This window comes from Lentzea sp. NPDC037011, from assembly GCF_055607425.1.
Window position 1 is genome coordinate 353,666 of the sequence record NZ_JBVJRT010000006.1, and the last position, 20,752, is coordinate 374,417.

Sequence of the window (20,752 nt, forward strand, 5' to 3'; positions counted from 1 at the left end):
TGGTTGCGCACAGTCATCACCCGCGGTGCCGCTCACCAGGCACGGACGGCTGGGCCGGTGCGCGCGTGAATCACCCACTGGTGTGATCATCGGCGTATGACCGCACAGCACTGCGGCGACCCCGCCGCGTTCGCCGCGGACGTCCTCGACGAGGGTCCGCCCGAGCCCGAGCACGACCCCGGTGTCGCCTCCCGCCGCCCCACCAAGACCGGTGCCGGCGGTGCGCTGGTCCGCGACTCCACCGGACGCGTGCTGTTCGTGGTGCCCACCTACAAGTCCGTGCTGGACATCCCGGGTGGCATGACCGAGGACGACGAGTCGCCGAAGGCCGCCGCGCGCAGGGAGGTCCGCGAGGAGCTCGGCGTCGACCTCCCGCTCGGGCGGCTGCTCGTCGTGGACTGGACACCGCGCAACGGCGTGTGGCGCGACTGCCACCAGTTCGTCTTCGACGGCGGGGTGCTCGACGGTGCCGTCGCGCACGACCCCGAGCTGGAGTCCGTGGTGTACCTGGGACTCGACGAGGCCAGGCCGCGGATCTACCCCTCTTTGCACCGGCGGCTGACCCTCGCCCTCGCCGCGCTGGAAAGCGGTTCCACGCGGTACGCCGAGTTCGGCAGGGAGGTCTGAGGTGCGGATCGTCTCGCTGCTGCCCGCCGCGACCGACATCGTCGCCGAGCTGGGCCTCGCCGGACACCTCGTCGGGCGCACCCACGAGTGCGACTGGCCGCCGTCGGTCGCGGACGTCCCGGTGGTCACGAGCACCGCGGTCGACCAGGACGCGGTGAGCAGCCGGGAGATCTCCGCGACCGTGCACCGCGGTTCGTCGGTCTTCGGCCTGGACGTGGAGCTGCTGCACGACCTCAGGCCCGACGTCGTCCTCACCCAGGACCTGTGCGACGTGTGCGCGGTTTCCTACGAGAGCGTGTCCGCGGCCGTGCGGCTGATGGACGCCGGCCCGGTGGTGCTGAGCCTCGAACCCTCCACCCTGGACGAGGTCCTCGGTTGCCTGAAGACCGTCGGCGACGTGCTCGGGGTGGACAGCGCCGAGCGGATCGACCGCCTGCGCGCCCGGATCGACCACGTCGAACGGCTGACCGCGGGCCTGTCCCGTCCGCGCGTGGCCGCGATCGAGTGGCTGGACCCGGTGTGGCCCGCCGGGCACTGGGTGCCGGAGCAGATCACCAAGGCAGGCGGTGTCCCGCTGCTCGCCGCTCCCGGTGAGCACACCGGACCGGCCACGTGGGAGGCCGTGCACGCGGCGCGGCCGGACGTCGTGCTGCTCGTCCCGTGCGGCTTCCCGATCGGGCGAACGCTGGCCGAGCTGCCCGACCAGGTGTTCCCCGAGACGTGGGTGCTGGACGGTCCCTCGTACTTCAACCGCCCCGGCCCGCGGGTCGTGCGCGGCATCGAGGTGCTGGCGCGGGTGCTGCACGGCGTCGGCCCGGCCCTGGAGCCCGGTGAGGCGACTAGGCTCGCCCCGTGGACCTGAGCGCATTCCCCCGCGTGGCACTGGGCGGCTGGCCGACCCCGCTGGAGGACGCCCCGCGCCTGACCGCCGCGCTGGGCGGCCCGCAGGTCCTGCTCAAGCGCGACGACGTCAACGGCCTGGGCGCCGGCGGCAACAAGCTCCGCAAGCTCGAGTTCCTCCTCGGCGCGGCCCTGGAGCAGGGCGCGGACACCGTCATCACGTTCGGCGCGCTGCAGACCAACCACGGCCGCCAGACCGCCGCGGCCTGCGCCAAGCTCGGCCTGCGGTGCGAGCTCGTGCTCACCGCCAAGGTCCCGATGACCGGCCCCGCCTACGAGCGGTCCGGCAACGTCGTCCTCGACCACATGTTCGGCGCGAACGTCCACATCTGCGCCACGGCCGAGGAGACCGCCGAGACCTACGACCGCGTCAACCACCCCGGCGCCGTCACCCTCCCCGTCGGCGGCTCGAACGCCCTCGGCACCCTCGGCTACGTCGCCGCCGCCACCGAGCTCGTCACCCAGCTGACCGCCCGCGGCATCGACGACGCCTGCGTCGTCGTCCCCCAGGGCTCCGGCGCCACCGCCGCGGGCATCGCGCTGGGCACCGAACTGCTCGGCTGGCCCGGCACCGTCCACGCCGCCAGCGTGTCCCACAGCGCGGCCGACGCCACCTCCGAGCTCCACCAGCTCGCCACCGGCGCCGCCGCCCTGCTCGGCCACCCCGCCCCACGACTCGGCCACGTCACCGTCACCGACGACACGATCGGCCCCGGCTACGGCGTGCCGACCGACGAGGTGTGGGCCGCGCTGAAGCTGTTCGCGTCCACCGAAGGGGTGGTCCTGGACCCGGTGTACACGGGCAAGGCCGCGGTGGCGTTCGAGCGCCTCGTCCCGGCGCTCGCGAAGCCCGTCGTGTTCCTCCACACGGGTGGTCTGCCCGGTTTCTACGGCTACGCCCCGGAAGCCGTCGCCCAGTTCTGACCGGCGCTGCGCATAAACGTGACCTATCGGTGCGTTTCGCGTGCGTTCTTGACATCACGACCGGTCGGATGTTGACCATTTTTTGTCCATGACTCCCGGCTGGACGACCAGGCATAATCGCGACCATGCGTGACCGCGTTTCACTGCCTTCAATTTTTCACCCGCTCGGCGCAGCCACATTCAACCCACGTGCACTGGAATAGGCTGACCTGCTGTTATTTCGCCGACCACCACCGGTGAAAGTGCGGTAACGAGGCAGTGGGCCGGTCCGATCGAAATACCGCGACCTGTCCGTCCACCATTCCACCAGCGTCAGTGGGTGAATTGACTCATGCGTCTCTCAGTGCTCGCCTGCACAACGGCCGCGGCGTTGCTGTTGCCGTTGACGGCGGGCGCGGCAAGGCACCAGCAACAACAACCGGAACCCGTGATCACCCCCGCGCACATCGTGGTGCTGGTCGACGAGTCGAGCAGCATCAGCGCGCAGGACGTGGAAAGGGAACGCGAAGCCGCCGCGCTCATCGCGCTCGGCGAGGTCGCACCGTCCAGCTCCATCGCCGTCGTCGGCTTCGGCAGCGACAACGGTGCCCAGTCCCCCGTCGACGTGGTGTGCCCGCCGAGCACCGTCGCCACCGCCCAGGACCGCCAGCGGCTCAGCGACTGCGTGCGGAACCTGCGCAGCCGGGCCGCGGGCCAGGGCGACGGCACCGACCACGCGGCGGCGCTGCAGCAGGCCCTCAACTACCTGCGGGGTGACGAGGAGGGCCCGAAGCTGATCTTCATCCTCACCGACGGCGAGCTGAACGTGAGCGACAGCCCCCGGTACGGCACGGACAACGTCGGCAACCAGCGCAACCTGGAGGCCTCCCGGCAGATCGGCGAGTCGCTCAAGGAGGCGGCCGCCAGGAAGGTCCAGATCTGGCCGCTCGGCTTCGGCAAGGTCGACCGCGCGCAGCTCGACCGGTTCGCGGCGGAGTCCTTCCAGGGCAGGTGCGGGGCCAGGTCGCCGACGCCGTCGGCCACCGTCGTCACCAGCAGCGCGGACGTCGCCCAGGCGTTGCTCAAGGCCTTCCAGGCGGCGCGGTGCGTCGGTGCGAGCGAGATCCAGCGCACCCCGCTCAGCAGCGGCGGCACCGCGGAGGCCAAGGTCACCATCCCGGTGATCGCGACCGACGGGTCGATCCTGGTGACCAAGCACGACTCCCGTGTCTCGGTGTCCTACGTGGACCCGCAGAACCGGACCGTGCCGAAGTCGGGTGAGCAGGACGGGTCCACGTTCCAGGTGAGCGGCGAGAACGGCGTCGTGGAGGCGCTGCGGATCGTGAACCCGCTGCCGGGACCGTGGACCGTGAAGATCACCTCCGCTCCGGGGGTGCCCGCGCTCGACGTCAGCACCGTCGTCATGTACCAGGGTGCGGTGCGGTCGAGCATGACCGTGAACCCGCCGTCGCCGCGGCCCGGCGAGGAGGTCACGGTCGCGCTGAGCCTGCAGACCAGGAACCGCTCGATCACCGACCCGGCCGCACTCGCGGACCTCTCGTTCACCGCCGACGTGACGGGCGACGGCTTCACGACGCCGATCGTGCTCAACGACGACGCGCAGAACGGGGACAGCCGCGGCCAGGACGGCATCTACACCGGCAGGACCACGATCCCCGACCAGGCAAAGGGGTCGGTGAAGTTCAGCGGCACGGTGGCCGGCATCGGCGTCAGCAGCGACACCAGGACCGTCGAGGCGGCGATCGTCAGCGGTCCCCCGGTCTTCACCGCCACCGGCACGTTCGGCAACTCGGACCGGAAGGTCGCGCCCGGCGGGTCGATGAAGGGGTCCGTCACCATCACCAACAACTCCGGTCGTGCGCGCAAGGCCAGAATTCTGGTGGCGGACCCCGCTCCCGGCACGCTCGCGACCATCCCCGGCGAGCAGACCGTCGTGGAGCTGCCGCCGTCGGGCACCAGCACGTTCGAGTTCGACCTGACCTTCGCAGCCGACACCGTCGAGGGCGCCAACGCGGTGACGCTGCGGGTGGTCGACGACGAGCAGCCCGCGTCCGCGATCTACGAGTGGCAGCTGACCGCGACCGTCGCGACGCCGCCGCCGTTGACGGAGATCGCGATCGCCGTCGGGGTCGCCGCGGTCGCGACGACGGCGCTGGTGCTGTTCATCATGTGGCGCCGTCGCAGGGACGTCCGCGGACTCGTCGTCCACCTCTTCGAGGGACACCGGTCGCGCGGTGACCTCGCAGCACCGGAGCAGCCGTCGGCGCGGTTCCGCTTCCACCTCGGGGAGGCCGGCGCGGGGGTGCCGCAGCTCGCCCACTCCGCCGGCGGTGACGACAGCTACGTGCTGCACCGCAGCGGAGGGCGGCTGACGCTGCACACGCCGTACGGGGAGACCAGGCGGTTCACCGTCGGCGACCGCGTCGACGTGAGCCCCGCGCTCTCCCTCCAGGTGCTCGACGAGCACGCGTCCGCCGACTTCCCCGGTGACCAGCAGGACCCGTACGCGACCACCCAGCCCGCCGACGACCGGTCCGCCGGCGGCAACCACCACCTGCTCTAGCAGCGGGCAGCGGAAGGACCACGATGCAGATCTACCAGCCCATGATGTACGTCGGACTGGGTGGCACCGGCTGTCGCGTCGGGGCCGAGCTCGAACGCAGGCTCCGCGAGGAGCTCTGCGGCCCGGACGGCACGGAGCTGCAGCACCGCATGCAGGGCAAGAACTTCCTGCCCTACCAGCTGCCGTCGTGCCTGCAGTTCGTCTACGCCGACCTGTCGGAGGACGAGTTCGGGGCACTGGAACGCCGGGTGGTGCCCGACCCCGAGTACCTGCCGGCCGCGGAACGCACGATGCACCTCGTCCGGGAGCTCGTGCCGCACCACGACACCTACCCCGAGGTCGCGCGCAGCCTGCGCCTGGCCGCCCCGAAGCTCGTCGACACCTGGCTGCCGCCCCCGCTGGGCGAGCCGCGGATCGGCCCGCTGGCGCGGGGCGCGGGGCAGCTGCCGACAGTGGGCAGGGCGGCGTTGTTCGAGACGTTCCGCGGTGGCACGTCGGCGGCGCAGGCACCGTTGCGCAAGGCGGTCGGTGCGATCAACAACTCGCTCGGTGAGCTCGCCCTGCTCGGTGGTGGCAAGAGGTCGTTGTCGTGCGACGTCTTCGTGGCGTTCTCGGTCGCGGGCGGCACCGGCAGCGGCATCTTCTTCGACTTCCTGCACCTCATCGGCGACGTCTTCGCGCACCAGGACTACCGCGCCCGCATCTTCCCGCTGGTGCTCATGCCGTCCGCGTTCGACGAGGGCCTCGGCGGCGGACGGGCCGCGCGGTTGAACGCGGGCCGCTCGCTGCTCGACCTCTTCCGGCTCGTCGACGACCAGAACGCCCAGGTCGCCGGCACCGAGCTGGACAGCTCCGGCATCAGCGGCACGCTGTCGGTGCGGTACCCGGACCGCGAGGAGATCCGGCTGCGGGCCTCGACCGTGCAGACCGCGTTCCTGTTCGGCAAGGGCGCCGGGGTGCAGCGCGACGACCTGCACCGCTCCATCGTGTCGCTGGTGCTGTCCCTGATCGGCACCGACCTCGGCACCGACGGCGACGGCGGCCGCCAGGCCATCGCGCAGACGTACATGTCGTTCGCGGACAGCTTCATCAACAGCGCCGTCGAGCGGGAGGTGCCCGCACCGACCGGCATCGGCAACCGGGGTGTGTCGACGAGCTCGGTGGCGTCGATGACCGTGCCGGTCGACGACATCGCGGACATCATCAGCGCCCGGCTGCTCGCCGCGGCCGTGAACGAGCTCGACGAGCCGGGCTCCGGCCAGGCGGAGAACAACTCGTCCTTCATCGAGCGGTTCTTCACCGAGTCCAACCTGGACCCGTTGCGGCTGCGGGCACCCGTGCCGATCAACGAGGTCTCCGCGGTGTCCGGCGCCGAGGCGATCACCCGCGCGCTGGCCACCCGCGCGAGGACGATGGAGTCCGGCCTGCGCACGCTCGACCAGCAGCTGTCCCGGCAGATCCCGGACCTGGTGCAGACCTTCGACGCGGGCCGCGCGGTGAAGTCGTTGCTGGGCGAGATCGACCTGTTCCGGTTGCGCCGGGTGCTGAACGGCCACGACGGCCTCTCGGACGAGGCCAGCGCACTCGGCTTCGCGCGAATCCTGGAGCTGCGCCGCGGCGAACCGCTGGCACCGCCGGGGATGACGCTGAACCCGCCCGCCTCCGCCGACATCAAGGGCAGGTTCCTGCGCAAGCTGCAGTTCTCCGACCCGCCGGTGCGCGCCGCACTCGCCCGGCAGGACGAGTGGTACGCGTGGCGGGCCCGCCGGGTCTGGCACGCCGCGTGGAACGACCAGGCCGTGCGCTGGGACCTCAAGCTCAAGGCCGTGCAGCAGCAGGTCCTGTCGCTGGTCAACGCCTTCGAGGACCACGCACGGCAGAGCGAGCGCCGCTTCACCGCCCGCGCCCGCGAGCTCTACCAGCAGCGCGTGGGCGTCACGTACCTGCTGCCGCGCCAGGGTGACCTGGAGCCCTTCTACCAGGCCGTCGTGCGCCGGTTCGTCGACTTCTACGTGCACCAGGGCGGGAAGCTGCACCCGACGGCGACCCCCGGCGACCTCGTCACCGAGATCCTCGGGGAGGAGGGCTGGAAGCACGCCTACGACATGGTGCTCGACGGCCGGGGGCCGACCCTGGCGGTGGCGCACGTCAAGGACCGCGTGAAGCAGGCGGTGAAGCGCCTGTTCTCCTACCGCGACGGCCAGCACCGCGCCCTGCTGCCCGCGCTGCAGGACCTCCTGGCCGCGGCGGCGGGCAAGCCCGGCGTGGCGGTCGGCGACGACGAGCTGGCGCAGTTCCGGGAGAAGCTCGCCGGTCTGGTGCCCGGCGGGTTCGCGCCCAGCGGCACCGGCCGCATGCGCATCCTGTTCAGCTACCCCGCCGGCACCAAGGACTTCGAGCTGGAGAAGTACCTGCAGCAGGAGGTCACGCTCCCGCGCACCGGCGCCGTGGTCGAGTTCCGCCCGATCGCCGCCGAGTCGATCACCGTCGTGCTGTTCCGCAGCTCCATGGGCCTCACCGAGGTGCCCGAGGTCCGCGAGGTCCTCAAGCACTGGTCCGACGCCCTGAAGAACGAGGAGCAGCAGGACTTCCTGCGCTGGCGCCAACGCCTCGGCTTCGACTTCGGCTACCTGGCCACGATCCCCGAGCACCGCGAACGCATCCTGCACCACCTGCTGTGCGCGGCCTGGAACGACCAGATCGCCGTCGAGGGCGACGAGGACTCCCCCACCGCGATCCTGGTGCGGATCGGCGAGGGCGCGCAGGCCACGATGAAGCTGCCGCTCGAACCGTTCGGCCGCATGTCCAGCTGGGCCAGCGTGCTGTCGGCCTACGAGGCGTGGGTGCTGACCGACGACGAGCAGATCCGCCGCGACTTCTGCGCCAAGCTGATCGCCTCGACGCCGAACGGGGTGGACAGCAGGCCGTCGAAACCCTCGAACCTCTACGACCGCATCGTCGGCATGGCGGCCGGTGAGCTCGACATGGTCGACGAGGAGCTGCGGCAGCGGTCCGGCGAGAGCGGCATCCGCCGGCTGCACGCTCTGCGCGAGTTCTGGGAGGACACCCTCTCCAACGCCCTGCGGCTGCCGTTCCGCGGCGTCAACAACCCGTTGCAGGACAACCTGCAGGACCTGCGCGAGTGGGTCGCCCGCGACCCGGAGTGGCTGCGCCCGTGAACCCCGACCCCGTGATGACGCTCGACCTCCGCACGCCGGAGGGCCGGTCCTACGCGACCAACCTGCGTCGCCGCAACGCCGGTGAGCTCGGCCCGTCCAGCCGCGTCCTCGTCGTCGACACCACCGACGCGCTGGGCACGCACCCGGAGTGGTACGAGCGCCTGGCCCGGCTGCCGCAGGTCACCGGTGTCGTGCTGGTCGCGGTCGGTCCCCTCGACCACGGCGACGGCCCGGTGCTGCGCATGCCGTCCGCGCTCACCGGGGTCGGCGTGACGCTGTGGGTGAACGACGCTCCGGGGGTGCCGTGGGAGGGCGGGTCGCAGCCTCCCGGCGCCGGCCGCGGTGAGTCCACCGTGGACGACCTGCTCGCCGCGCTGCGGTTCCCCGGGGTGTTCGACCGCGTGCTGCAGGAGGTGCGCAGGATGCCGCACCAGAGCGCGAACCCCGGTGTCGCGGTGGACTACGCGGCGGTCGAGCCCGGACTGACGCGGGCGTTGAAGCTGCGGGCGTTGCGGCAGCTCGTCGCGACCGGGGTGGCGGCGCGGCTGCACGACCGCGAGTCCGCGGAGCTCGCGTCCGTGGTGCGCGGGGCGACCGATGGCGAGACCGTGCCGGTGCTGCCGGGATCACCGCTGCACGAGGCGATGACGGCGGCTCGGGACCGGGTGGCCGCGGCGTCGCGGGCGGTGGACGCGTTGCGCGGCCTCGGTGGGCTGCTCGGCACCGGCAGGACCCACCGGGTGGTGCTCAGCCGCCTCGCCGACGCCGGCGAGGCGGTGGCCAGGTACCACGGGCTGACGCGCCGGGTGCTGGAGGACGTGGACTCCAGCCTCGCCGAGGGCTACCCGCCGCCGACGGAGCTGGTGGCGCAGGGCCTGCCGTCACCGGCGCCGGTGAACTCGGTCGAGCTCGCGGACTCGCTGCGCAAGGCGGTCACCACCGAGCTCGCCGGTGGCAGGACGTTGCCCGGTCTCGCCGACCAGGCCCGCGGGCTGGGCAACCAGCTCGGCGCCACGCGCAGTCTCGCGGTCACCGGCGAGGTCGTGGACGCCGACGCCGCGACGTGGATGCGCGGGCTCACCGCACCGCCGCCGTTCAGGCCGTGGCCCACGCCGATGGCGCACCTGCTCCCGGTGGTGTTCGTGACGTGCCTGCTGGCCTCCTGGCTGCCGGGGATGAGCTGGTGGCCCGCCGCGGGGCTCGCGGTGCTGTGGCTGTTCCTGGTGGCGCTGCTGTTCGCCCGCGCGCCCGGCTCGCCCGCCGCGGGACCGCAGCTCGCCGTCACCGCGCTCGTCGCCGCGGTCAGCGGTACCGCCGGGGTGTTCCTCCGCGCGGTGCCGTCCCCCGGCGCCGCCGCCGGTGCCGCTGTCGCGGCGGGGCTCGGCGTCTCGGCGGTCGTCGCCGTGGTGCTGGGCTGGAACCGGGCGGTGGACGCGTGGACGGCCGCGGTGCCGGTGCGCAGGGCGGCCGCGCTCACCCGGCAGCTGACCGAGCAGGTGACGAGGACGATCGAGGACCGGTGGCTGCCCGCCGACCGCAACCGCCGGCTCGCGGACGCGCTGCTGGTGGTCGCGGGCGGGCTGGACGCGGTGTCCGGGGTGTTCTCCGACGTGATCCGCGACCGGCGCGAGGAGGGCGGCCAGGTCCTGAGCGGTGACAGCTCGGCGGGGCTGGCCGACGTGCTGCACCACGACCTGGTCGCCATCGCGCTGGAGGTGCTGCGGCCGTCGTTCGAGGAGATCGCCTCGCAGATGCCGCTGTCCGGCGACTCGCACCGCGCCTTCCTGCGGGCGCAGGACCTGATGTCCGGCTACAACGACCACCTCGACCACGCCGGGCTGCGCGAGCTGCCGCCGTTCGTGACCGACGAGGGACCGCGCCGCCGGCTCGCCGCGACGCTGTGGCGCAGCTCCGACGCCAGCAGGCGCGTTCTCCTGCTCACCGAACGCAGCCGGATGACCCAGCTCTGCGCGGCCGAGGACATCCGGCTGCTGCAGGCCGACGGCGCGGTGGTGCTGCACTTCGCCTCCGCGGACATGGACCTGCCGCCCGCCGACACCGGCGAGGTGGTCCGCACCAGGGGCGACGCGGTCGGGGCGCTGCGGCTGACCCCGATCCTCGCCAGGTACGTCGAGTCCAGGGTGCACGCGGTGACCGAGCACGCCGAACCTCCGCACGAGCAGGGAGAGCCGCGATGACCTTCGCCGGCACCAACTTCGACACGCTGACCGGCCGCGACCCGGCAGGCCGCCCCGCCTCGTGGCTGGTGCGGGTGCTGGAACCGGAACCCGCGGGCGACTCGGCCCTGGTGACCCACCGGGTGAAGACCCACGACGGCACCACGTTGCTGCGCCGCTCGCTCCCGCTCACCGGCAACCCGCTGGACGCGTCGATCGCGGAAATGCTGCTGGACAACGAGATCAGGGCGCTGGTCCGGTTGCACGCGCGCTATCCCAGACCGGTGCCGGAGCTGCCGAGGATCGTCGGGTACGACTTCGACTCGAGCACCCCGTTCGTCCTGCTGGAACCGCACGTCGGCAAGTGCCTCGACGGCAGCCCGCGCACGCTGCTGATCGACGAGCGGCGCCGGTTCATGGTCGGCGTGTTCCGGGCGTTGGCCCACCTCGCCGCGGTCGACCTGGTGCACGGTTCGGTCGGGCTCGCGTCGCTGTGCTGGGACGGCGCCACCGCCCAGCTGGTGAACCTCGAGCACGCGGTGAACCCCGGCGAGCCGACCCGTTCCGGCCTGTCGCGCAACGGTTCCGTCGCGCACACCGGCGACGACGTCCGCGCGGCCGGCCGGATGGTGTACGAGCTCGTCACCGGCAAACGGGTCGAGCTGGGTGCGGTGCCCGACCTCACCGCGCAGCCGGAGCAGCTGGCCACCCTGCTGCGCGGGGTGTTCGCGGCACGCCCCGCCGACCGGCCGACGGCGCTGGAGGTGCTGGAGCGGCTCAACGACCGCGACCCGCTCCTCCCGCCCACGGACACGACGGCGCTGATGCGGGCGGGCTACGACCGGTTCGACACCCTGCGGCCGGTCAAGGCGACGGGTCCCCGGCAGCAACAGCCACCGCCGCCACCACCGGTCAGGCGGTTCGCGCCCCGCCCGGAGCGCAAGCCGGTCCCGCTGCTCCCGTTGGCGCTGCTGGTGTTCCTCGCGGTCGCGGTGGTCGTGGCGCTGGTGGTCACCCGATGACGACGCCTCCCGAGTCCACCCGCGTGCAGTGCCCGATCTGCCTGGAGCTGTTCTCCTGGCGCGACGACGAGCTGTACCGGCGGGTCGTCGACAGCAGTGGCGCGCGCTGGGTGCGCGCGGACCTCTCGCACATCAACAACCCCGTGAAGAAGCAGGACCGCCGGGCGCGCTGCTACGTGCGGTGCCCCAACACCAGCAAGGAGAACAAGGAGCACTACCTGCCCGTCTCCTACCGCGACCACGGCACGCCGGTGGTCATCGGGCTGGTCGGGCGCAGCCGGTCGGGCAAGACGCACCTGCTGGCCAGCATGATCCACGAGGCGTTGCGCGGCGACCTGCGCCACCACGGCCTCGTCTTCGAACCGGCCGACGAGCTGCGGCACTCGGCGTTCCAGCGCGAGATCGACCAGCTGATGCTCGGCAACAAGCTGGAGGCCACCGAGTTCCTCAACGAGGACGTCACCACGTACCTGTTGCTGCGCAGCAACAATGGACCGACCAGGCCGCTGGTGTTCTTCGACGTGGCCGGTGAGGACTTCGTCACGTCCGGGCCGCAGGGGCTGGGCGGCCAGTTCGTGCTGGGCGCCACGGCATTGATGTTCGTCGACCACCCGGCCGGCGCGGTGCCGGCGTTGCACGGCGCGGGCCGGGTCAGCACGAACCCGGCGTTCTCCGGTGCGCTGGAACGGATCGGGCGGCGCGAGGACGCGCGCGACCTGCCCGTCGCCGTGGTGCTGACCAAGGCGGACGAGCTGCGCTACGAGGCTCCGATCGATCACTGGATCCGCCGCGACGACCTGCGCGAACCGCTGGACGCGGCCCAGTTCCGCGCCGAGAGCAGGGACGTCTACGCGTTCCTGGACCGGCACGAGGCCAGGCCGATGCTCGACGTGTTCGAGCGGTTCCACCGCAGCACGTTGCACGTCGTGTCGGCGACCGGCGCCGAAGCCGACGACAACAACACGTTCCCCCGCGGCGTCCGGCCGGCCAGGGTGCTGCGGCCGCTGCTCGCGCTGCTCGCGATGGCGGGGCTGGTCGCGCACCCGCAAGCGGCGGAGGTGGGCAGGTGAGCGACCTCGACCAACTCGTCTTCGCACCGGACGAGCGCAAGGGCATGAGCCTGTACTCCGCGTCGTTCCCGGTGCGGGACAACGACAGCTGGCAGGACTGGGACGGCAAGCTGATGCTCTACGCGCGGTTGCTGAGCGAGCCGGGCGGCAAACCACCGCCGCGCGCGTCGTTCACGCACGTCGCGTTCGCGGACGGCACCGCGGCGCTGGTCCGCCGTTCCGGTCAGCCCGGTGACGTGGGGCGCAACGTGGCGCACGCGGTGATCGGGGACCGTGCCGCGATCAACGACCTGCTGCCGCGCCTGGTCGGGTGGGACCGCTGGCTGGACCACAGGCCGGTCAGCCTCCAGCTGCCGAAGCCGGACCCGGCCGACTTCCCCGGCCCCCGGCCGTTCGAGCTGGACGATCCCGTGCTGGTGCCGATCGCCACCGCGGTGCTGGCCAGGCCGGACAGCTCCTTCAGCGTGATCGGCGTGCCGGAGGAGCTGCGGCTGCCGGTGGTCTGGCGGCTGCGGTCGCTGTGGCCCGAGCAGGAGTGGACGTTCTCGACCTACGAGAAGAGCGACGAGGACAAGCCGAACCTGCCCAGGGTCGTGTTCCTCGCCGAGCGGCCGACCGCGCTGGTCGAACCGCAGGAGGGACGGGTGCGCATCGACGTCAACGACGACGTGCGGTCCGGCGACCACACCACGAAGCAGGCGCGGGCGATGCTCAACGGCCAGCAGGTGCCGGCGGCCACCACGGCGGTCGCGGCGGTGCCGGACGAGCCGGTGACCGAGGTGGTGGAGGTGGTGGAGGTGGCCGACCGGCACGAGGCGCCCGCACCGGCCCGGCCGCTCCAGCCGGCCGGGCCCACCGCGCCGGCCGAGGTGACCGGCCTGCCGAGGACCGGACCGCGCAGACCCGCGGTCGCGGTGGTGGACGGCGACGCCCTGGCCGGGATCCTGCACAGCGACGACCCGTTGCACCGGCGGCTGGAACGGCTGACCAGGCTGCTCGACGCGCTCGACGCCTCGGCGGTGGACCACCAGGTGCTCGCCTGGGTCGAGGACGTGGCGGTGCCGCGCACGCTCGTCGCGTTCATCGTCGACTACCTGGAGTCCCGCGGTGTCACCGGGTTCGACCGGGCTCTCGCCCGGCGCTGGCGGGCCGAGCAGGGCATCCACCACCTGCCGCCGGAACCGGTGGGACCGCCGCCGGCCAGACCGCCGGTGGACGCGAGGCTCGTCGAGCGGGCGTGGTCCGAGCAGGAGGCGTGGTCGCGCAAAGCCGGGCAGCACAAGAGGTACGTGGTCGCGCTCCGGCTGATCGTGCTGGGCTGCCTGCTGTCCGGTGCGGTCGGTGCGGTCGGTGCCGCCCAGCTCACCACCGGGCCGCGCTGGGCAGCGGCACTCGTCGCGGGTGCCACCGCCGCGGTCGTGGCGATCGGCACCTGGATGCGCAAGCAGCTGGAACCCGAGGAGCGCAAGCAGTGGACGTACGCGCGCCGGCGTTCCGAGTCGCTGAAGTCCGAGGTGTGCCGCTACCTCGCGGGCGCGGACCCGTACCGGCGCGCTGACGCGGACCAGCGGCTGAGGCGGCACGTCGACGAGCTCCTGCCGATCGCCACCGCGGCGACCGCTGCCAAGTCGCCCGGGATCACCGGCATCACGACCTACACCCGGTTGCGGGTGCAGGACCAGATCGCCCACCACGTCTCGAAGGCGGACCGGTACGAGACCTCCCTGAAGCGGGCCCGGCTCGCCGAGTTCGGCTTCGGCGTCGCCGCCACGGTGCTGGCGGCGGTCGGCGCGGTCGTCGGCGGGCACGTCGTGGTGTGGATCGGTGTGTTCACCACGATCGCGGGTGCCATCACCGCGCACATCACGCTCACCGGCTACGAGCACCTCGTCGTGCGGTACCGGCGCACCGCGGCCGACCTGCACCGCCTGCTCACCGCGCTGGCCGACCAGCCGGACGAGGCGGCGCAGGACCTGTTCGTCGCGGAGTGCGAGCGGGTGCTGGCCCAGCAGAACGATGACTGGGTGGCGCAGCTCACCCCGTCCGCGGCCGGAAAGGACCAGCGATGACCGACCTGCGGTGGGACGTCTTCATCAGCCACAGCACCTCGCCCGCTCCCGAGGGGGTCGCGGCGCGGCTGCTGGAGGAGCTGCTGGAGTGGGACGCGCTGCCGGCCTGGCGGGTGCGCGCCGACCGGGAGTTCCTCCACCTCGGCGACCGGTGGCAGGAGCGGATCCGGGAGGTGGTCAACGAGAGCAACGTCGGCGTCGTGCTGCTCGACGAGAACGCCTTGCGCAGCAAGTGGGTCAGGCGCGAGACGCGGCAGATGATCGACCGCGGCCGGGACTTCCGGGTCATCCCGGTCCTGATCGGCCTCACCCGCGCCGACGTCGAGGAGGCCGGGTGCGAGGAGTTCACCGAACTGGTGCGGGACCGGCACAACATCGTGGTCCGCGACGACGGCCAGGTCGTGCTCGACGAGCTGGGGACGTTGCTGGGCACGGAGGTGATGGCCGCGCTCACCCCGGAGGAGATGTCCTGGGTGCAGCGCATCGCCTACTACCTGCCCGAGGACGAACGGATGCTCGCGAACGCGTTGCGCAGGTTCGACCCCGTGCGAGACCTCCCGCCGCTGCTGCCGCGGGAGAGGCTCGCCTACCGCATCCTCGAGTCGCGGCTGCACAAGGTCGTCAAGGCGTTGTTCGTCTTCCTCAAGCACGACCTGGTGAAGCGGCTGCGCCCGGAGTCGAGGGCGATGCTGGCCGAGCTGATCGAACCGAGCTGGATCGAGTCGTCGCTCGCCCGCCGCATCCCGCCCCACACGCCGTCGCAGGTGTGCGTGCTGAGCACCGGCAACCCGGTCCCGAAGGCGCAGCGGCCCGGCGTGTGCGTCGACACCGGCGTGCACCTGGTCCGGCGGGCCACCTGCTGGGACGAGGAGAACGTCGAGGTCCGGCCGTGCGGGGACGTTCCGGTCGGCGACCCGAGCGAGATCCCGCTGCACCTGGGCGACCAGTACCAGTGGGAGGAGGACGCGAAGAACTACATCGTGCTGGAGGCCGGTCGCAACCTCCGGTCCAGGTTGGACACCGCGCGAGCGGTGCGGGACCTGTGGCCCGACGTGGTGGTGGTGCTCGTCGTCGATCCGGGCACCGACCCCGTCGGTGAGAAGTTCGACCAGCACCTCGGTCCTTACGGCACCGTCGTGATCGAACACCGCGAAGAACTCGAAGCGAACAAGGCCATGGACAAGATCCGCGAGGTCCTGAGGATCGAGAAGGCGGGCCGATGAGCACCGGAACGGACACGACGCAGGTCGAGACGGACGGCAAGAGGTACGTCCGGCCGCCGGGGCTGGACCTCGCGGTGCGGGTGGCGACCGCGACGAGCAGGCCGCTGCTGCTCTTCGGCGCGCCGGGGTCGGGCAAGTCCAGCCTGGCCAAGAACATCGCCTACCGGGACGACCTGCGCTACTACGAGCACGTGGTCACCGCGCGCACCTCGGCCAGGGACCTGCTGTGGTCGTTCGACAGCGTCCGCCGGCTCGGCGACGCGCAGCTCAAGGTGCGGGACTGGCGGGACGACGACTACGTCACGCCGGGCGTGCTGTGGTGGGCGTTCGACCGGGCGAGCGCCCTGACGTTCAAGCGGGCCAAGGAACCGCACCCGTCCTGGAACACCGGCGAGCGCAGGCGGCCGGGCGCGGTCGTGCTCATCGACGAGATCGACAAGGCCGACCCGGACGTGCCGAACAGCCTGCTGGTGCCGTTGGCCGACCGGTTGTTCACGGTGACCGACCTCAGCGAGGCCAGGGAGGTGCGGGAGGTGGCGGACCCGCGGTGCCTGATCGTCATCACGTCGAACCAGGAACGCGAGCTGCCCCCGGCGTTCGTGCGGCGGTGCGTCGTCCACGAGCTGGAACCGCACGACGAGCCGACGTTGCGCAAGATCGCCGAGAGCCACGTGGGCAGGGACCGCAGGTACCCGCTGGACCACCTCATCCGGAAGCTCCAGGACGCCCGCAAGCAGGCGCGCGCCGACCAGCGCAGGCAGCCGAGCACCGCCGAGTTCATCGACGCCATCCGGGCCTGCCTGGGCGAGGGCATCGAGTCGACGACGCACCTCGACCTGGACCCCATCCTGAAGATGATCTTCGAGAAGGACGCGGGCACCGGTGCCGCGCCGGGGTGGTCGCCGTGACGGCGGCGGCCTGGCTGGGCGATCTCGTCAGGGCGGTCGCCGCCGAGACGCCGCCGGGCCGGGAGCCCGATCCCGCGCTGGTGCGGCAGATCGAGCGCCTGCTGGGGATCGAGCACGGCACACCGCCGGTCGTCGAGGACGCTGCCCCGCCGCCACCGGAACCGCAGCCCCTGCCGCCGCCGGAGGAGCACGTGCGAACGCGGATGCCGGAGGCGGAGGAGACCGGCAGGCGGTTCGGCGACTTCGAGCAGCCGCCGTCGTACCGGACGGAGCAGGACCCCATGGTGGGCCTGAAGGTCTCGTGGGACGACGAGGGCGAGCCGGACCGCCCGTGGCTGCCGGTGCCGGACCTGCCCGTGCTGAGCCCGGAGCAGCTGCTGCGCCGGCCACCGCACGAACCGCTGCTGCGCCGCGCCTCGACCTCCGCGGTGGTGCAGGCCCTGTTCTCCCGCCGGATGCCGGACACCGAGGTCGACGTGCCCGCCCTGGTCGAGCAGCTGGCGTCGGCGCGGGCGGTGAGCGAGCTGCCCCGCCTCGCCCACCCGACCTTGCGCTTCGGCGCCCACGTGCTGATGGACCGCTCGGAGGGCATGTCGTTGTTCTGGCGCGACCAGCAGGCGCTGGTCGGCGTGGTCAACAGCGTCATCGGCGCCTCCCTCACCGAGGTCAGCGTGCTGTCCGGCTCACCGCGCCGGATGCAGCGCGGCCACCGCCACCCCGCTCCCGACCGCGCGGTGCTGGTGCTCGCGGGCTTCGGCATCCGTCGCGGGCGGGCCGAGCAGGAGGTCTGGGAGCCCTACGTGCGCTGGCTGCGGCGCCGGCGCTGCCGGGTGGTCGCGCTCGTGCCGTTCCCGCGCGACCGGTGGCCGGGGTGGCTGACCTCGCTGATGCCGGTCGTGAGCTGGGACCGGGTCACCACCGTCGGGGCGGTGCGGGCGGCGCTGGGGCGGACGTCGTGATCCGCGAGCGCCTCCGCGAGGAGCTGGACCGCCCGAGCGTCGCCCCGGACGTGCAGCTCGCCGTCGCGCTGAGCACCGCCACCCGGATCGAGGCCGAGCTGGTCAGGGCGGTCCGCCTCGGCGTGCTGCCCCACCTCGACGTGGGTGCCGAGTCCGACTTCTGGTTCAGCGACTGGGTCGGGGCACGCCAGCCGCAGGTCGTGGCGTTGCGCTCGGACCTGCTCGACCTCCTGCGCGACCGCCTCGCCCGCTACGACGAGGCGGCGCTGGAGACGTTGCGCGCCATCATGTTGCGCAGCCACCGCAACCTCTCCCCCGCGCTGGCGCTGGAGGAGGACGTCACCTGGCACGCGTGCACCGGCGGCGAGGAGGGGTTCACCGTCGCGTGCGCGCTGCTGCGACGCGCGTCGAAGGCGATGGTGGTGCAGGGCCGCGACGGCGTGGCCGGCTGGGTGGCTGACGCGGTGCACCGGCTGCCGCGGGAGGTGTTGCGCAGCACCGACGGCTGGCACGCCGTGCTGAACGCGCGCAGGACGCGGTCCGAGGACATCACCGCGGAGCCGGAGCACGTCGACGCACGGGTGATCGAGGAGATCCTCATCCCGGTGGCGCACGGGCAGGACGACTCGACCATGCGCCGGTGCGTCGGGGTGCGTTGGGACGACGGCGCGCTCGTGCTGGGCGAGGGCGTGGACGGCGGGGTCACCATCCGGCTGCCGCACCACGTGCCGCCCCTCGTGGAGCTGGTCGAGTACGGCAACAGCGAGGGCGACTGGCACCTCATCGGGCAGTCACCGCCGTTCCGGCCGGTGAGACCGGGCCCGGTCCGGCTGCGCACGCTGGACGGCCGGGTCTTCGACATCCCCGAGGCCGTCGGCGACCGGGTGCAGGCCTCGCCCGTGCTCGTGCAGGTCGAGGGCGCCCAGGGCGAGCCGGCGCGGTTCTGGCTGCAGCCGGTGCGGTTCGAGACCGGCGAGCGGGCGCGGGCGGGCCAGCCGGTGGCGTTGCTGACGAGGGTGCTCGACACCATCCCGGCCGACCCCGGCGCGTTGTCGAAGCTGCACGGCTGGTTGGCGCAGGAGGAGGTCTGCGCGGTCAGGTTGCTGCACGGCTGGACCGAGGAGCAGCGGATCCGGCTGGCCACCCAGATCGCGGCGGCGGGCGAACGAGAGGGCTGGCACGTGTTCCGCGGGCGGCAGGACCCGGCGGCGGCGCAGTGGCTGCGGTCGGACAAGCCGCAGCCGGGGCCGAAGGGCGTCCTGCTCGTGGTGGACCGCGCGGACTCGTGGCACCCGCAGCACCTGCGGGGCATGCTCGCGGCGCTGCTGGACGGGTCGGCGCGGACCAGGGTGCTGCTGCTGTCGCTCGACGCCGGGTCGTGGTGGAACGCGGTCGCACGGGCGTTCCCGGCCGCCGACGTGCACTGGGCGGCACAGCGGCTCGACGCCGACCCGCCGCGGGAACGCCCTGAGCTGTACCGGCGGGCGATCGACGTGATGGCGGACGCGATGTCGGCGGACCTCGACCCGGCCCGCGACCTGCGCGGTCCGTGGACGTCGCAGGACGACGTCGAGCTCGTCGCGGTGGCGGCGGCGCTGGACGCGCTGACCAGGAAGACCAGGAGGGGCTACGCGGGTGCGGCGAAGCTGGTGCTGCGGCACGAGCACGTCTTCCGCACCCGGCGGGCACCCGAGCACGACGGGCAGCTGGCCGCGCTGGTGTTCCTCGCGACCCTGCTGCGGCCGTTGCACGTGGGCGCGGCCCGCGACCTGTGCCTGCACTTCGAGCTGATCGACGCCGAGCACGACTGGCGGCCGCTGCTCGCCGCGTACGAGCGGCTCTACCCGCTCGACCAGGAGGCGCTCGACCCGCTCGGCCCGTGCCAGCTCGCCGACGACCTGCTCGCGGGCGTCCTGGTGGACCAGGACGCCGATCTCGGCGTCGACCCGGCCTGGGCGGTGCGGCTGCTCGATGCGATCGCGACGGCCACGTTCCCGGAAGACCCCGGCGTCGAACCGCACTCGATGGCCGCGCTCGCCCACGCGTCGGCGCGGTTCCGCCGGCTCGCCACCGGCTTCCTCAACCCGATCGTCCACTCCCGGCCGGAGCTGCTGGTCCGCGCGGGCGCGGCGGCGATCATGACGGCGCTGGCGAACGCCGACACCGAGCTGCTGGAGCGCATCCACGGCGCTCTGCCACCACCGGACGAGCGCGAGGTGCACCTCGACCCGGCCGTGGTGCGGCTGGAGCTGGCGCTGGTCGGCCACCTGCGGTCGGAGGGTGCGCCGAGTCCGGAGCGCGACGCGCCGCTGGACCTGCGGCTGGCGCGCAGCCAGGCTCGTGCCGGTCTGCTGGAGGCGGCCCTCACGACAGCGGCGAAGGCCGCCGACGGGTACCGCAGGCTCGTGGTGCGGGAACCCCGCGTGCACACCACCGGCCTGTGCGAGTCGCTGGTCCTGCAGAGCGGGCTGCTGGGCGAGCTGAACCAGTCCGAGCAGGCGCTGGCGGTCGCCGAGGAGGCCGAGTCGCGGCTGCGGACGCTCCAGGTCAAGCGCCGGGACGAACCGGGCTCCACCCTCGCCTCCGCGCTCGCGAACCTGGGCAGGCAACGCGCGCGCAGCGGCAACACCGGGCACGCCCTGCGCGACGTGCGGGAGGCCGTGACCATCCTGCGCGACCTGGCCGAGGTGCGGCGCGCCGAGTACGAGCCGGAGCTCTGCGAGGTGCTGGTCAACCTCGCCGAACGCGCGGGCGAGGCCGGGGAGCCGGAGCTCGCGCTGTCCGCGGTGGAGGAGGCGGTGGCACTGGCCGCCCGGCTCCACGCCGCCAACAAGTGGGCCCACCTCCACCGCTACGCCGCGGCACTGGCTGGGCGGTGGCGGTGGACCGGGTCGGCGAGCGACCTGGACGAGGCGGTGTCGTTGTACCGGCAGGCCGCGCAGGCATCACCCGAACGGTTCGACCTGGCGCTCGCCGGTGTGCTCGTCGACCGGTCCCGCACCACCGGCGACCTGTCCGCGCTGGAGGAGGCGATAGGCCTCTACCAGCGGCACAAGCGGGCAGAGGACGAGCTGGCCGCGGCGGTTGCGCTGCGTGACCAGTGGGAGGGCGGGTCGGTGTGATCGCTACCC

At 72.8% G+C, this 20,752-nt stretch carries 13 protein-coding genes; all 13 read left to right on the forward strand.

Features of this window, described 5'->3' with window-relative positions:
• Nucleotides 1-96 precede the first annotated feature (96 nt).
• Nucleotides 97-627 (forward strand): NUDIX hydrolase, encoded by a 531-nt coding sequence (locus ACZ7CH_RS20860; RefSeq protein WP_360391980.1) that lies wholly within the window; start codon nucleotides 97-99, stop codon nucleotides 625-627.
• 1 nt (nucleotide 628) lies between these two features.
• Nucleotides 629-1,489, forward strand: coding sequence for an ABC transporter substrate-binding protein (locus ACZ7CH_RS20865; protein ID WP_470374634.1), 861 nt, complete (start codon nucleotides 629-631; stop codon nucleotides 1,487-1,489).
• Entirely contained in the window at nucleotides 1,480-2,451 is a 972-nt protein-coding gene (locus ACZ7CH_RS20870; RefSeq protein ID WP_470370963.1) for a D-cysteine desulfhydrase family protein, read from the forward strand. The genes ACZ7CH_RS20865 and ACZ7CH_RS20870 overlap by 10 nt, the downstream gene beginning before the upstream one ends.
• 331 nt (nucleotides 2,452-2,782) lie before the next feature.
• A complete protein-coding gene (locus ACZ7CH_RS20875; RefSeq protein WP_470374635.1) occupies nucleotides 2,783-5,014 on the forward strand; it encodes a VWA domain-containing protein in 2,232 nt (743 codons plus the stop codon).
• A gap of 23 nt (nucleotides 5,015-5,037) precedes the next feature.
• Nucleotides 5,038-8,193 (forward strand): tubulin-like doman-containing protein, encoded by a 3,156-nt coding sequence (locus ACZ7CH_RS20880; RefSeq protein ID WP_470374636.1) that lies wholly within the window; start codon nucleotides 5,038-5,040, stop codon nucleotides 8,191-8,193.
• Nucleotides 8,190-10,391 carry a hypothetical protein gene (locus ACZ7CH_RS20885; protein WP_470374637.1) on the forward strand — a complete coding sequence of 734 codons (2,202 nt, stop codon included), beginning with the start codon at nucleotides 8,190-8,192 and terminating at the stop codon, nucleotides 10,389-10,391. Before ACZ7CH_RS20880 ends, ACZ7CH_RS20885 begins: the two co-directional genes overlap by 4 nt.
• A complete protein-coding gene (locus ACZ7CH_RS20890; RefSeq protein ID WP_470374638.1) occupies nucleotides 10,388-11,392 on the forward strand; it encodes a phosphotransferase family protein in 1,005 nt (334 codons plus the stop codon). The genes ACZ7CH_RS20885 and ACZ7CH_RS20890 overlap by 4 nt, the downstream gene beginning before the upstream one ends.
• Entirely contained in the window at nucleotides 11,389-12,462 is a 1,074-nt protein-coding gene (locus ACZ7CH_RS20895; RefSeq protein WP_470374639.1) for a TRAFAC clade GTPase domain-containing protein, read from the forward strand. The genes ACZ7CH_RS20890 and ACZ7CH_RS20895 overlap by 4 nt, the downstream gene beginning before the upstream one ends.
• Nucleotides 12,459-14,531 (forward strand): DUF4231 domain-containing protein, encoded by a 2,073-nt coding sequence (locus ACZ7CH_RS20900; protein WP_470374640.1) that lies wholly within the window; start codon nucleotides 12,459-12,461, stop codon nucleotides 14,529-14,531. The genes ACZ7CH_RS20895 and ACZ7CH_RS20900 overlap by 4 nt, the downstream gene beginning before the upstream one ends.
• Complete coding sequence (locus ACZ7CH_RS20905) at nucleotides 14,528-15,754, forward strand: toll/interleukin-1 receptor domain-containing protein (RefSeq protein WP_360392006.1); 1,227 nt, start codon at nucleotides 14,528-14,530, stop codon at nucleotides 15,752-15,754. The genes ACZ7CH_RS20900 and ACZ7CH_RS20905 overlap by 4 nt, the downstream gene beginning before the upstream one ends.
• Complete coding sequence (locus ACZ7CH_RS20910) at nucleotides 15,751-16,662, forward strand: MoxR family ATPase (protein ID WP_360392008.1); 912 nt, start codon at nucleotides 15,751-15,753, stop codon at nucleotides 16,660-16,662. Before ACZ7CH_RS20905 ends, ACZ7CH_RS20910 begins: the two co-directional genes overlap by 4 nt.
• Nucleotides 16,659-17,621: a hypothetical protein gene (locus ACZ7CH_RS20915; protein WP_360392011.1), complete on the forward strand. Its 963-nt coding sequence runs from the start codon at nucleotides 16,659-16,661 to the stop codon at nucleotides 17,619-17,621. The genes ACZ7CH_RS20910 and ACZ7CH_RS20915 overlap by 4 nt, the downstream gene beginning before the upstream one ends.
• Nucleotides 17,618-20,743, forward strand: coding sequence for a hypothetical protein (locus tag ACZ7CH_RS20920; protein WP_470374641.1), 3,126 nt, complete (start codon nucleotides 17,618-17,620; stop codon nucleotides 20,741-20,743). The genes ACZ7CH_RS20915 and ACZ7CH_RS20920 overlap by 4 nt, the downstream gene beginning before the upstream one ends.
• Nucleotides 20,744-20,752 lie beyond the last annotated feature (9 nt).

Coding starts and splice junctions, on each gene's coding strand:
- ACZ7CH_RS20860 (WP_360391980.1), top strand. CDS start 97: ATGACCGCACAGCACTGCGGCGACCCCGCCGCGTTCGCCGCGGACGTC.
- ACZ7CH_RS20875 (WP_470374635.1), top strand. CDS start 2,783: ATGCGTCTCTCAGTGCTCGCCTGCACAACGGCCGCGGCGTTGCTGTTG.
- ACZ7CH_RS20880 (WP_470374636.1), top strand. CDS start 5,038: ATGCAGATCTACCAGCCCATGATGTACGTCGGACTGGGTGGCACCGGC.
- ACZ7CH_RS20890 (WP_470374638.1), top strand. CDS start 10,388: ATGACCTTCGCCGGCACCAACTTCGACACGCTGACCGGCCGCGACCCG.
- ACZ7CH_RS20895 (WP_470374639.1), top strand. CDS start 11,389: ATGACGACGCCTCCCGAGTCCACCCGCGTGCAGTGCCCGATCTGCCTG.
- ACZ7CH_RS20905 (WP_360392006.1), top strand. CDS start 14,528: ATGACCGACCTGCGGTGGGACGTCTTCATCAGCCACAGCACCTCGCCC.
- ACZ7CH_RS20910 (WP_360392008.1), top strand. CDS start 15,751: ATGAGCACCGGAACGGACACGACGCAGGTCGAGACGGACGGCAAGAGG.